The organism is Streptomyces sp. NPDC048337 (genome assembly GCF_043201175.1).
Classification (GTDB): Bacteria; Actinomycetota; Actinomycetes; order Streptomycetales; family Streptomycetaceae; genus Streptomyces.
Genome location: NZ_JBICYR010000013.1, coordinates 205,611 through 218,002, shown reverse-complemented (window position 1 = coordinate 218,002; position 12,392 = coordinate 205,611). Strand labels below are relative to the sequence as shown.

Sequence of the window (12,392 nt, the reverse complement as noted above, 5' to 3'; positions counted from 1 at the left end):
CGTTGCGATTAACGTCGCACGACGGGTTCGGGAGGAGGTCGCTGGGAAAAGGACCAGCCCCACAGGCTGGCACCTCGCCCGGCGGCCCACCTCACACTCCCTGGGGGACATCTCATCCAACCGGCTGAATTCTTCTCAACTGGCCGATAATTACTGTTACTCATCCGTATGATGGATAAAAGAGTCTCTCTTCATGGAAAGTCGTAACCGATCGGCTACGCTCCCACCGCGCCCGGCCTTGTCAACGCGGCCGGGCAGTCGGCTAGGGGTGGGATTCATGCAGGTTGTGGCCGTCATCAACTACAAGGGCGGGGTGGGCAAGACCACGCTCACGGCGAATATCGGGGCGGAGCTCGCGCATCGAGGGAAGAAGGTCCTCCTCATAGACCTCGATCCGCAGGCGAGTCTGACATTCTCGCTGATGAAGCCGGATTTCTGGAGTGCTCATCTCAAGGAGAAGAGGACGATCAAGAGCTGGTACGACTCCTTCACCGACGATTCCTCACCCATTGAGCTCTCCTCGCTGATCACGGCAGCGCCACACATCGGACGCGTCGCCGGATGCCTGCATCTGATCGCCTCACACCTGGGGCTGATCAACGTGGACCTGGAACTGGCCACGGAACTGGGTGGCGGGACGCTCAAGCAGACGCAGAAGAAGTACCTGCGTGTTCACCGGCGGCTGGCTGAGGGCCTGGCGGAGGAGTCGTTCCAGGAGTACGACCTGGTCCTGATCGACTGTCCGCCGAACTTCAACATCGTGACGAAGACGGCCATCGTCGCCAGCGACCACATCCTGATCCCGGCGCGGCCGGACTACCTTTCGACCCTGGGCATCGACTACCTGCAGCGCAGCCTCGCCGAGCTGGTGGGCGACTTCAATGCCTATGCCAAGGCCGAGTCCGAAGGTGGACCGGACCGGCAGATCGATCCGTCGTTGGTCGGTGTCGTGTTCACCATGATGCAGTTCTATGCGCAGCGGCCCATTCAGGCGCTGCGTCAGTACATCAATCAGACCAAAGCCCTCGGCGTTCCGGTGTTCGACACGTATGTAAGGGACGACAAGACGCTCTTCGCGGACGCTCCCGAAGTCGGAAAGCCGCTGGTACTGCAGGCCTACGGGGCAGAGCGCAAACAGCGCTTGGTCGGTGAGCTGGAGGACATGGTGACCGAGTTCAGCAGTCGGATCGGGTGGTAGGACGTGGAGCCGTCGATCGAACTCTCCCACGCTGTGCTCCAGCGGGTGGGCGAGTTTCTGAAGAGCCTCACGCCGCATGAACTCGCCGATCTGGCGGGGGGAAAGGCCAGGCTCACTCTCACTACCCGTCAGTCCCGTCCGGGGAAGCCGGGCGGAAGGGATGTGCTGCCTGATCCCGACGGGGTCCGATTGGTGCTGGCCGGCATGAACTCGCGCGAGGAAGGCCTCGCTCATCTGGACGAGTTGGGTTTGAGCCGGGCCGCACTGGAGAAGCTGGCGCGGACGCTGGACGTTCCTGTGGCCCGGTCCGACCGTGTCGACCGCCTGAAGGAGCGGATCGTCGAGGCCACGATCGGCTACCGGCTGAGGTCCGGGGCGATCAAGGGGGAAGTGGCGACGGATGGCGGTATCGGGCCGAGGACCCCCGAACCGTCCGCGCCATCCGGAACACCTGAGGTGCCGGAGGGGGATGGGGCGGCGGAGGCCGCCGTAGGCGCCGGCTCGCCGGTCGTGCACGGTGAACCGGGCCCGGCTCCTGCCGATTCCCTGACTGAGGCCGGCGTCGAACCGGCTGACCTGGAGGACGTAAGCGTCGACCCGCACCCGGATCCGGGCGGGGAGCGCGTCCAATCGGCCGATCACGCGGATGGCTCCGGCATGAAGAGGCTGACCCGGTAGACGGTCGGGCGTTCCAGACGGCGGGAGAAGGTGTCCATCCGCAGGTGCTCCGGATCGGCCATGCGGCCCTCGGCGTACAGGCGGCGGACGTACGCCCGGAACTCGGCCTGGCCCTCGGTGGTGAGCAGCGGCTCCCACCGCCCCGGCGGCAGCTCCCGGCTACGCCGATCCGCCTCCTGGCGCCGCTTGCGTTTGTGCTGTCCCGGCATACCACCCATCGTCGGTGACCCCGGCCCCGCCGTCGATGGGATTTCCCCCGCCGACCGGGGGTGTGGCGCGCTTCAGTGGTCGCGGTAGACCTCGCGCCGGTGGCCGACCGCCAGTACCCAGATGATCAGCTGGCCGTTCTCGACGGTGTAGACCACGCGGTAGTCGCCGACGCGCAGACGCCAGCGCGATGCGTGACCTTGCATGGCCTTGATGTCGAACGCTGCGGTGTCCCCGTCCGTGAGGGCCTTCTGTAGTTCGGTGAGCCGGTGCAGGATGCGCACCGCGTCGGGGCGGGGAACCTTGAGCAGGTCGCGTTGTGCGTGAGCGGTGAACCGGGTGACGTAACCCATCCGTCAGGCCTGCTGATCGCGGAGGATGGCGGCCATTTCCTCAAGCGAGACGGACCCCTCAAGGCCCTCGCTCTCGGCCTCGTCGGCCAGGTTGTTCAGCCAAGCGTCCTCGGCCTCATCGGCCAGGCGGCGAAGCCGCTGGTACTCGTCGATGTCGATCACGACGGCCTCCTGCTTGCCGCGCCGCGTGATGATCGTGGGCACTCCCTCGCGGTGCGCGCGGTCTATGGCGTCCGCCAGGTGGCTGCGCACCTCTGCCATGGACTCGATCACAGGCTCACTCATGCAACGAATGTACCAGATGTACATGAGTCGCGCGCCTTGCGGCACCTTCCTCCGCGCGCACCGCAGGTCAGAGGTACTGGGCGAAGTCGTCCAGGGCGCGCAGGATCTCCGGCTCCGGGGCCGAGGGGAGCTGGAGGACGATCTCCTCCAGGCCGAGGTCGGCGTAGTGGGCCATCTTGCCCGGCGTGGGCTGGACGGCGTACGGGACCACCTGGAGGGTCTTCGGGTCGCGGCCCGCGGTCTCCCAGATCTGGCGGAGCACCGGCATGGACTCGGTCAGGCCGCGGCCGCCGATCGGCATCCAGCCGTCGGCGTGGTCGGCGATGGCGGCGAAGAGCTTGGGCCCGGCGGCGCCGCCGATCAGGGTGCGGGGGCCGTGGAGGGGGTGGCCCGGGGTGAGTTCGCGCGGGGGCTGGGCCGGCTTGGGGAAGGCCGCGCTGGCCTGGACCGAGGAGAACTCGCCGACGTACGGCGTGGGCTCGGGGGCCCACAGGGCGCGCATCAGCGCCATCCGGTCGCGGACCAGCTCCCGGCGGGTGCGCCACTCGACGCCGTGGTCGGCGGCTTCCTCCACGTTCCAGCCGTATCCGATGCCGAGGGTGAACCGGCCGCCGGACAGGTGGTCGAGCGTGGCGATCTGCTTCGCGAGGCCGATCGGGTCGTGCTGGGCGACCAGGGTGATCCCGGTGCCGAGCCGCAGCCGCTCGGTCACGGCCGCGGCCTGCCCGAGGGCCACGAAGGGGTCGAGGGTGCGCCCGTACATCTCGGGGAGGTCGCCCCCCATGGGCGCCCCGGTGTCCCGGGAGACCGGGATGTGCGTGTGCTCGGGCAGGTAGAGCCCGGCGAACCCCCGCTCCTCCAGACTCCGGGCGAGGCGGACGGGCGAGACGGTGCGGTCGGTGAGGAAGATGGTCGTGGCGATCCGCATGGCTTCAGGCACCTCCGAGACGTGGGAACCGCAACGGTACGGGCTGAACGTACGAATGTTGAGGGGGCGTCAGGCCGACCCTCCTTCTGATCGGCTGTCCGCCCGGCTCCCCCTCCGCGTCCCGGCCACCCTGCCCCCGCAGCGGCTGGGCTTCACGCCATGACCGGTGCGGACACGCGTACGGCCTGGGCGGGCAGGCTGACGCCGCAGGCGATCCGCAGGCCTGCGGGCAGCTCGTTGTGCGGGCCCACCTCCGCGCCGTCGCCGACGATCGCCTCGCGTACGGCGGATCCCGCCCCCACCGACGCCTGGCGGCCGACCACCGAACGGTGCACCAGCGCGCCTGCCGCGACCACGGCACCGGGCAGGACGACACTGCCCTCGACCACGGCGCCGGCCCCGACCACGGCGTCCTCGCACACCACGGTGCCACCGCTCAGCACCGCGTGCTCGTGCACCTGGGCGCCGGGCAGGACCAGCGCCTCACCGGTGGGGCCGGGCAGGGCGGGCGAGACGACCAGGCCGCGTACGAGATCCGCCGACCCCTTGGTGAAGGCCGCCGGGGTGCCGAGGTCGAGCCAGTAGCTGTCGTCCGTGACTCCGCGCAGATAGCCGCCCGAGGAGAGCAGACCGGGGAAGGTCTCGCGTTCGACGGACACCTCGCGACCGGTCGGGATCGTGTCGATGACCGAACGGGTGAAGACGTAGCAGCCCGCGTTGATCTGGTCGGTGACGATCTCCTCCGGCGTTTCCGGCTTCTCCAGGAAGGCCAGTACGCGACCGTCGGGTCCGGTCGGCACCAGGCCGAAGGCCCGAGGGTCGGGGACCCGGGTCAGATGCAGGCTGACATCGGCACCGGATGCGCTGTGGCCGTCCCGCAGGGCGGCGATGTCCAGGCCGGAGAGGATGTCTCCGTTGAACACGAGGACCGGGTCGCCGGGAGCGCACGTCAGATGGTCGGCGGCGTTGCGTATCGCACCGCCGGTGCCGAGCGGGTCCTTTTCGGTGACGTACACCAACTCCAGGCCGAGGTCGGAGCCGTCGCCGTACTCCTGCTCGAAGAGCTCGGCGAGGTAGGAGGTGGCCAGGACCACCCGGGTGACCCCCGCCGCGGCCGCGCGCGCCAGCTGGTGCGTGAGGAAGGGCACGCCGGCCACCCGCAGGAGGGGCTTGGGGGTGAAAGCGGTCAGCGGGAGCAGCCGGGTGCCTTTACCGCCGACGAGGAGGATGGCCTCGCTCATGTCAATGTCTGCCTTTGGTCGGCGTCAGGAAGTAGGGGTGCTGCCGGTGAGCGCGTAGTCCGAGCCGAAGCAGTCCCGGATGGCCTTCTCGGTGTCCGGGCGCCCGGCGAAGTGGAGCCGTGACGCGCTGTCGGCCGGCTTGGCGAACGGATCGTCGTCGAAGTAGATCGACCACCAGTAGACGCCCTTCATCTTGCGCTGCTTGACGACCTGGCAGACCGCGTTGTACCAGTTCGCCTGTACCTGGGTGTTGAGGGCGCGCTTGGTGTGGAAGTCCCCGGGCTCCTGGTAGGCGCCCGTCATCGCGCCGATACCGGCCTCGGAGATCACGATCTCGGGAAGGGGCCCGCGGGACTTCTTGTCCAGCCAGACGTTCCAGCCCTTGACCAGGTCTTCCACCGGGGCGGTATCGGGCACCTTCACGGGGAAGTAGGCGTCCACGCCGAGCTGTTCGACCGGCATGTTGATCCGGCCCGCCACGTAGTTGTCGTAGTTGGCGTCGTAGCCGATCTCGCCCGAGTAGCTCTTCTCCGCCGTGTCGGCGAGGGCCTTCCATCGGGGATCGCCTTCGAGGGAGTTGAGCTCGGTCGCCAGGGTGAAGGAGGCGACCTTGTGCTTCTCCGCCACATCCAGGTAGGGGCCGAGGAACTTCGTGTACGAGGCGAACCAGGCGTCCTTGTCGGACGGCTTGATGGTGCCGCGCCAATTGGGCATGCCGCCGAGCGACTTCTCGTCCATCAACGGGCGCACGGTGGTGCGCAGACCCGCCTCCTGGAAGACCTTGAGTACGGTTTCGAGGCGCTCCGGGCTCGGCGTGCGCGGGCCCGCGGTCGTCTTGGTCGAGGTGACGTTCCCGGTGTAGAAGGGGAAGGAGATCGACACCGAATTCGCCTTGAGCCCGATCAGGTACTTGGCCTGCAGCTGCGCCTTCTCCGTGAGGTAGGAGGCGGACTGCTCCGGGGTGTCCTCCCAGTAGATCTGCACGCCCCATTGCGGCATGCCCGGCTTCCACGGGTTGGCCACCGTGGCGGGAGCGGCGGGAGGCGGCTGGGTGCCGGTGCCGGTGCCGCTGCCGGCGGGCGGCTTGGCGTCCTTGCCGGCCGCTTCGACGGTCGGTTTGGGGCCGGCGTGCGCATCGCCCACGACCACGTGGGGCATCGCGGATCCGGCGGTCCACCGCACGGGGTGGTTGCCCAGGATCAGCGGGGCGACGATCACACCGGTGATGACCGTGACCGGGAAGACCGCGAGGAGGGGTATGCGAGATCGTTTCATGGGAGAGGAGTTCCTGGGGGAAGGGTCAGGCGGGCTTGGCGATGACGACGAACTTGTTCTCTTCGCGCCGCACGAACTTGATGAATCCGCGGAAGCCGCCGAGTCCTTCCAGGATCGAGAAGAGGGGTATGAGGCCTATGACGACGATGGGCTCCCACCACTTGCGCCTGCCGCTGAGGGAGACCAGGGCGTTCAGCCTCAGTCCTTCCCAGTAGGTCCACACCACATAGGCGAAGTTGAGGGACCACAGCACGACGACCGACTGCGCGACCGGCGAGGTGTTCATGTTTCCGGTGAACCACGCGATCAGCAGAACGGCACCGATGTGCTGCAGCGGGCCGAGGATCCACGTCGTCACACAGATCGCGAGGAACCACCGGTAGCGCAGGGGAATCGTCCGGTTGAAGCAGAGGGCCACCAGGCCCCAGGCCCAGCGCTCGCGTTGCTTGATGAAGTCGCGGGCACTGGCGGGCGAGGCTCCGTAGCAGCGGCCGTTGAACCAGTCGCTGCGTCCGGGGTAGAGGCGGCAGAAGTTCAGGGCCAGCTGGGCATCCTCCACGATGGCCTTCGGGCCGAAGTCCCAGCCGATGGTGGCCTCGATGGAGGCTCGCAGCAGCAGCAGCTCGCCGTGCACACCGGCCACCGGGGTACCCATGCCGGTCAGGGCCCTGAAGCGGGCGATGTCATCGGCGGGACGCACCGCGTCGGCGAGCCAGGTGAACATGTTGACCGCGTTCTCACGCGGGTAGGTGAGAATGCCCTGCGCCATGTGCTTGGCGTCGTCCGGGTGGGCCCTGCGCTGCCGGTTGACGAACTGGGCGACGGCGGCCGAGGTGTCCGGTCCGACGGCGGTGTCGTCGTCCATGTGCAGGACCCAGACGTCGTCCAGGGCCTCGCCCTCGGCGATGCGCAGCTCGTGCGAGTAGTGGTTGGCACGCGCCTTGAAGCGGGTCCCGTTGGGAGTGACGTACGCCTTCGGCACGGTGACGACCCGGATCAGCGGACTGCGATCCTCCAGCGCCTGGATCCGCTCCGCCGCCTCGCAGCCCTCTTCGGTGAGGACATCGACTCGCATGTGCGGGAAGTACTGGGGCAGGTGATCCACGTACGACAGGACGGAACGTTCCAGTGCCGGGTAGGTGTCGTGCCGCCCGATCGTCGGAACCAGGGCGATCAGGAAGTCGTTCTCGACGGGGGCCGCCGGCATCATCTCGTGGGCGCGCCGCACCCGGCGCCTGATCAGCAGAGCGCCTTGGAGTCCGACCATCACGCCGACGACCGGCAGCGACCACACGATCGTCAGTGCCCACGCCATCGGGGTGTCGTTCGGCAGGTACGACCACAGTCCGAAGCCGAGCAGGATCAGGAAGGGCAGGAGGAACGGCAGGATGCCGGGCTTCCACGAGGCGTGACGCTGCGCCATCTTGGCGCCGTGCCGTGTGCCTGAATGGTCCGCGCTATGGGTGGTGGCGGTCATTGAACGGATCTCCGAGTGAGACGACATGGAACGTGCCGGCGCCTAACTGCCGGGTTGCTGGGGCGGCTGCGGCGGCTGGTGTCCCTGGTAGGGCGTGCCCGGCTGCTGCGGGTACTGGTAGGGGTTCGGAACCTGGGGCGGCATCGCCTGTGCCTGTGGGGCGGGCGGAACGAGCGGTGCCTGCTGGTGCTGCTGCGGGTATCCGTACTGGCCCTGCGGCGGCATCGGGGGAGCGGGTTGCGGCGTGAACGGGGCGGGCTGCTGGGCCCAGGCGTTGGTCGGCGGCACCCACGGCTCGTAGACGGTGGCTTCCTTGATCAGCAGGATCACCAGCGTCGCGGTGACGAGCACCCCGGCGGCGAACGTGGCCAGCTTCAGCTGTCCTTCGGTGGTGTGCAGGAACCAGTCGCTCTGATGGCTGTCGAACAGTGCGCCGGTGAGGCTGCGCAGCCGGTTGTAGCCCTCGATGAGGGCGGCGCCACAGGCGAGTCCGCGGGCCCAGGAGTTGGCACGCAGGATCAGCAGGCTGGCCGCCAGGTACACGACGGCCAGGTTCAGGTCGGCGGTGTCCGCGCGTCCGGTGCCGTCGCCGAGCCCGAAGTAGACGATCCCCTTGGCGAAGTCGGCGGCACCGACCTGCCAGAAGCAGCTGTAGGCGGCCCAGGCGAGCAGCACCACTGCCCAGGCCAGGGCGATGTACGCGGCAACGCGGTGGATACGCGGAACGGTGAGGGTTGCTCGGCCGGAGGCCAGACCCATGGAGAGGGGCATTGCTCTCGCCTCGTCTGGATAGGTGGTAACAGCGGGATGGTCGGGACCCAGGAGACCCGTCGTGACACCGTTCGAATTCTGGCAGCGGAGTATTGCGTTCGGGTCTTCGCCGGCTGAAAGTTGACGGGTCCGGGACGTGTCACGTTGGTCTCAGCGATCGCCAGAAACGTTCCGAGTCGCCGGAGTCCGGTCCGCCGGTGAGCACGCGTGGGGAGCCGTACGTGGCCGCCACGTCGGCGGGGGTGTTCATTCCCTGCGGTCCCGACCGGTTGTGCTGGGTGAGCCCCTGGCCCCACACGGTCCAGATCACCCAGGGCGTCTGCTCCAGCGTCCGGGGCTGGGCGCTGTTGACCGGCACGTGGAAGGACTCGGCCATCATCCGCGGCTTGCCGTAGCCGGCGAGACCGTCGTACCACTTCTTGGTCCACACGCCGCCGCCGAAGGGCTTCCGGGGGCTGCCGCTGTAGTCGTCCACGCCGACGACGTCCACGTGGCGCGCGCCCGGATAGTAGTCCCACGGTTCGCTGCCGTGGACGTGGTCCCAGGCACTCGGCGACCAGACGAAGATCAGATTGTGCAGGCCTCGCGTGTCCACCAGGTGTTCGTAGAGCGTCCGCCAGAGCGTCTTGTACTCCTCGGGCGCCAGCCCCGACCACCAAAAGCCGTCCTCCGCGCTCGCGTTCATCTCGTGGTACGGACGGAGCAGCACGGGTACGTCGAGTGCCGCGAGGTAGCCGAGGTGGTCGGCGAGGAAGGACAGGTCGAGGAGCAACGCACGGTGCTCCTCGGTGCCCGGGGTCAGCAGTCTGCCGATCCAGCCGGGATCCGCGGCGGCGGGCGAATTCCGCCGCATGGTCTCCTCGTAGCCCTTGAGCCTGCTGCCGGGCCACGGTTGGTGGAAGGACATGCCGACGAGGCCTGCCGGCTTGCCGCCGTTCCGGGGGAGCTCGGAGGGGGAGCCGTCGCTGCGGCGCTCCTTCCCGTCCCGGTTGTAGGTGCCCTCGTCGGCTCGTGGAAGCCCCGACCACACACCCACCGCCAGGTCGACGGCGTCGTCGACGTACGCCCATTCCTTGCGGCGGGAGGGCCAGGCGGACGAGTAGGTGCGCGGCCGGTCCACGCCCCAGCCTTCCGTTTCGTAGCCGGGGCCGAGGTCGACCTCGACGAATCCCGGAAGCTTGCCGGTGATGTCGGCGGACTTCCGGTAGTAGTAGCCGGGCTGTTTGAGGCCCCGGTAGTCGCCGTAGTCGGGATTGTTGAGTTCGTTGTGGAGCTCGATGTGCTGTCCGATGAGGGTGGCACGGGGGCGTCCGGCCCTGGCCTCGTTCTCGAGGTCGGCGAGCATCCGGAAGACGGCGCGGGCCGAGGGGGAAGCCGCAGGGTCACGGAGGGCGAGATCGCGGTCGACCGGTGGAACGGCGGGAGCGGCGTCCGAGCCGCGCACGGACCGCAGCCCCGCATAGCCGAGAGCCCCGATCACGGCGCCGCCGCCGCTGAGGATCGCCGTACGGCGTCTCACTTCTCCCCTCCTCCCCCAAGGTCGGGATGGGCGGCGTGGCGCCCGATGCTCGTTATGAAAGAAAGACAGAACCGCGGTGTGTTCCGTGGAGTTGATCACGGTCTCCGCCAGGTCGTGCGGAGCATGCCAGGAAAGCCGAGAGCCGTATTCAGCCGCCCCGTTGTGACGAATCGACTCGTGATATGTCGATCGTTTTTATCACGAACCTACGTACGGGGCGTCATGAGTGGAATCACCCCCGAGCCTGTGCAACCTTGGCCCGATTCGTGAGTCGTCGGCGGGCGGTTCTAAAGCGGGGGATATCTGTCGGTCCAGCCCGGGGCGGTGGCGGACGGGCCGTGGAGGGTGGGGCCCTGGGTCATCTCCAGGGCGAAGTCGTCGGCGAGTTCGAGCAGTGTGGCGCGGCCTTCGAGGGTGGCGACGCGGGCGGCGGGGAGGGCGGTCTCGCCGTGGAGGGCGCCGAGCAGGGCACCGCACAGGGCGCCGGTGGCGGCGGAGTCCCGGCCGTGGGTGACGGCGAGGTGCAGCCCGTGCGGGATGTCCTCGGCGACGAGCGCGCAGTAGACGGCGACGGCGAGGGTGTGCTCGGCGTCGGCCGTGGGGGACAGGGCCTGGACGCGGTCGGGGGTGGGCGGGCCCTGGGTGACGGCCGAAAGGGCCTGCTGGAGGGCGTCGGTGACGGGCTGGTGGCCGGGGCGGGCCGCGAGCAGGCCGAGGGCGCGGTGGACGGCGACATCGGGCGAGTCGCCGCGGGTCAGGCCGTGCACGATGACGGCGAAGGCGCCGGCCGAGAGGTAGGCGGCGGGGTGGCCGTGGCTCTGCGCGGCGCACTCGACGGCGAGTTGGAGGACGAGGGCGGGCTCCCAGCCGACGAGCAGCCCGAACGGCGCGGAGCGGGTCGCGGCGGCCGCGTCCCGGGCGGTGGGGTTCTTGGGCTGGTCGAGGGTGCCGAGGATGTCGTCGGCGAAGCCGGTCAGGGAGGCGCGGTCGGGGTCGCGGCGGCTGTAGAGCCACTCCTGCTGCGCGAGCCAGCCGTTGTCCTCGCGGCGCTCGTCGGGGCCCCAGTCGCGCTGGGTGGCGGCCCAGCGGAGGTACGCGCGGTGGATGTCGGTGGGCGGGTGCCAGGCGCCGGTGTCCCGGCGCACGTGGGCCCGTATGAGCCCGTCCACGGTGAACAGGGTGAGCTGCGTGGCCGCCCCCACCCGCCCCGCCCCGCCGGCCCGACCCCGATGCCCCACCCCGAACCCGGCCGAGTACCCCGCCGCGCGCCCGGTCCCGTGCCCGGTCCCGTCACCGGGCCCGTGGTCCGGGTCGGCGGGTGGGTCGAGGGTGTCGCCGATCGCGCCACCGAGGAGCGCTCCGCGCACTCGGCTTCGGAAGTCCTGCTGCTCGAACCGGCCCCACAACCCGGCCGCGGCCCGCCCGGCCCCCTCATCGGCAGTCGCGGCGGTGACTCCCGCGGGGCCGACTCGGCGCAGCGCGCCGCCGGGTACGCCCGCGGCGCTGGGATCGCCCGGGGAGCCCGCGCTGCCGGCTTCGACCGTGCCGAGTACGCCGCCCGCCCGGCCGGGGCCAGGCGGGGCGCCGCTGATGTCGGCCGCGCGCAGCGCACCGGCATGGGTGCTCGCGCCGCCCGGCGGGTCCGTCATGTGCGTACCGATCACTTCGTCCACCCCGGCCATCCGGCCCTTGCCGACCACTACGCCCGCTGCTCCGGCTGTCGCGTCCATCGCCGCCACCGTCCCCCCGACCGTGCCTGCACTGGCGCGCACTTTAGTGGACACGTCCGGCCGAGACCCGGAAGGAGCCCGCCGAGCGGCCCGTAAGTGAGCGGAGAACGGCCGGAATCCGGACACATTCGGCCCCCGCCCCCACCCGGCCCGACCGCCCGCCCGACACCGCCCAGTGGCACGGGCCAACCAGCCGCCGGCCCGGTGCAGCCGCGTGCGCGGGCCTGTGGCCGACCGGCCTCCGGCCCGGTGCAGCCGTGTGTGTGGGCCTGTGGCCGACCGGCCAGTCGCCCGGCGCAGCCGCGTGCGCGGGCCCCTGGTCAACCGGCCAGCCGCCCGGCGCAGCCGAGTGCGCGGGCCTGTGGCCGACCGGCCTCCGGCCCGGCGCAGCCGCGTGTGCGGGCCCCTGGCCGACCGGCCTCCGGCCCGGCGCAGCCGCGTGTGCGGGCCCCTGGTCAACCGGCCAGCCGCCCGGCGCAGCCGCCGTGCGCGGGCCTGTGGCCGACCGGCCTCCGGCCCGGCGCAGCCGCCGTGCGCGGGCCTGTGGCTGATCGGCTTCCGGCCCGGCGCAGCCGCGTGTGCGGGCCCCTGGCCGACCGGCCGCCCGCCCGGCGCAGCCGCGTGGCACGGGACACCCGGCCGGCCAGCCGCCCGCCCCGCGGCAGCGCATGGCACGTTTTGCCACTCGCCTTCGGCCCGGCCGTTTTCGGCCACACCTCGTTCATCCGAC

The 12,392-nt window shown here is 70.0% G+C and carries 12 protein-coding genes; 2 read left to right on the top strand and 10 right to left on the bottom strand.

The genetic code is table 11. From position 1 onward, the window contains the following. Nucleotides 1-286 precede the first annotated feature (286 nt). Both ACGFYU_RS22220 and ACGFYU_RS22215 read left to right on the top strand, forming a co-directional pair. Nucleotides 287-1,198, top strand: coding sequence for a ParA family protein (locus ACGFYU_RS22220; RefSeq protein ID WP_393829025.1), 912 nt, complete (start codon nt 287-289; stop codon nt 1,196-1,198). A gap of 3 nt (nt 1,199-1,201) precedes the next feature. Continuing rightward, nucleotides 1,202-1,876, top strand: coding sequence for a hypothetical protein (locus tag ACGFYU_RS22215; RefSeq protein WP_393829024.1), 675 nt, complete (start codon nt 1,202-1,204; stop codon nt 1,874-1,876). Here the strand turns inward: ACGFYU_RS22215 and ACGFYU_RS22210 are convergent. The 10 genes from ACGFYU_RS22210 to ACGFYU_RS22165 all read right to left on the bottom strand — a co-directional run bounded on the left by ACGFYU_RS22210 (nt 1,837) and on the right by ACGFYU_RS22165 (nt 11,338). Next, nucleotides 1,837-2,085, bottom strand: coding sequence for a hypothetical protein (locus tag ACGFYU_RS22210; protein WP_393829023.1), 249 nt, complete (start codon nt 2,083-2,085; stop codon nt 1,837-1,839). The two genes, ACGFYU_RS22215 and ACGFYU_RS22210, sit on opposite strands and share 40 nt — an antisense overlap. Nucleotides 2,086-2,157: 72 nt before the next feature. Further along, nucleotides 2,158-2,436 carry a type II toxin-antitoxin system RelE/ParE family toxin gene (locus ACGFYU_RS22205; RefSeq protein ID WP_393829022.1) on the bottom strand — a complete coding sequence of 93 codons (279 nt, stop codon included), beginning with the start codon at nt 2,434-2,436 and terminating at the stop codon, nt 2,158-2,160. Nucleotides 2,437-2,439: 3 nt separating this feature from the next. Next, the gene (locus ACGFYU_RS22200) at nt 2,440-2,721 is read right to left on the bottom strand and encodes a type II toxin-antitoxin system Phd/YefM family antitoxin (RefSeq protein WP_393829021.1); all 282 of its coding nucleotides are present in this window, start codon (nt 2,719-2,721) and stop codon (nt 2,440-2,442) included. A gap of 67 nt (nt 2,722-2,788) precedes the next feature. After that, nucleotides 2,789-3,649, bottom strand: a complete 861-nt coding sequence (locus ACGFYU_RS22195) for an LLM class F420-dependent oxidoreductase (protein WP_393829020.1) — start codon at nt 3,647-3,649, stop codon at nt 2,789-2,791. A gap of 152 nt (nt 3,650-3,801) precedes the next feature. After that, entirely contained in the window at nt 3,802-4,890 is a 1,089-nt protein-coding gene (locus tag ACGFYU_RS22190; protein ID WP_393829019.1) for a sugar phosphate nucleotidyltransferase, read from the bottom strand. A gap of 24 nt (nt 4,891-4,914) precedes the next feature. Further along, nucleotides 4,915-6,165 (bottom strand): glycoside hydrolase family 113, encoded by a 1,251-nt coding sequence (locus ACGFYU_RS22185; RefSeq protein WP_393829018.1) that lies wholly within the window; start codon nt 6,163-6,165, stop codon nt 4,915-4,917. 25 nt (nt 6,166-6,190) lie between these two features. Beyond that, nucleotides 6,191-7,588: a glycosyltransferase family 2 protein gene (locus tag ACGFYU_RS22180; RefSeq protein WP_393829017.1), complete on the bottom strand. Its 1,398-nt coding sequence runs from the start codon at nt 7,586-7,588 to the stop codon at nt 6,191-6,193. Between the two features lie 96 nt (nt 7,589-7,684). Continuing rightward, entirely contained in the window at nt 7,685-8,413 is a 729-nt protein-coding gene (locus ACGFYU_RS22175; protein ID WP_393829016.1) for a hypothetical protein, read from the bottom strand. A 139-nt stretch (nt 8,414-8,552) separates the two neighbouring features. Continuing rightward, nucleotides 8,553-9,932, bottom strand: coding sequence for a glycoside hydrolase family 26 protein (locus ACGFYU_RS22170; RefSeq protein ID WP_393829015.1), 1,380 nt, complete (start codon nt 9,930-9,932; stop codon nt 8,553-8,555). A gap of 287 nt (nt 9,933-10,219) precedes the next feature. Continuing rightward, nucleotides 10,220-11,338 (bottom strand): ADP-ribosylglycohydrolase family protein, encoded by a 1,119-nt coding sequence (locus ACGFYU_RS22165; RefSeq protein ID WP_393829035.1) that lies wholly within the window; start codon nt 11,336-11,338, stop codon nt 10,220-10,222. Nucleotides 11,339-12,392 lie beyond the last annotated feature (1,054 nt).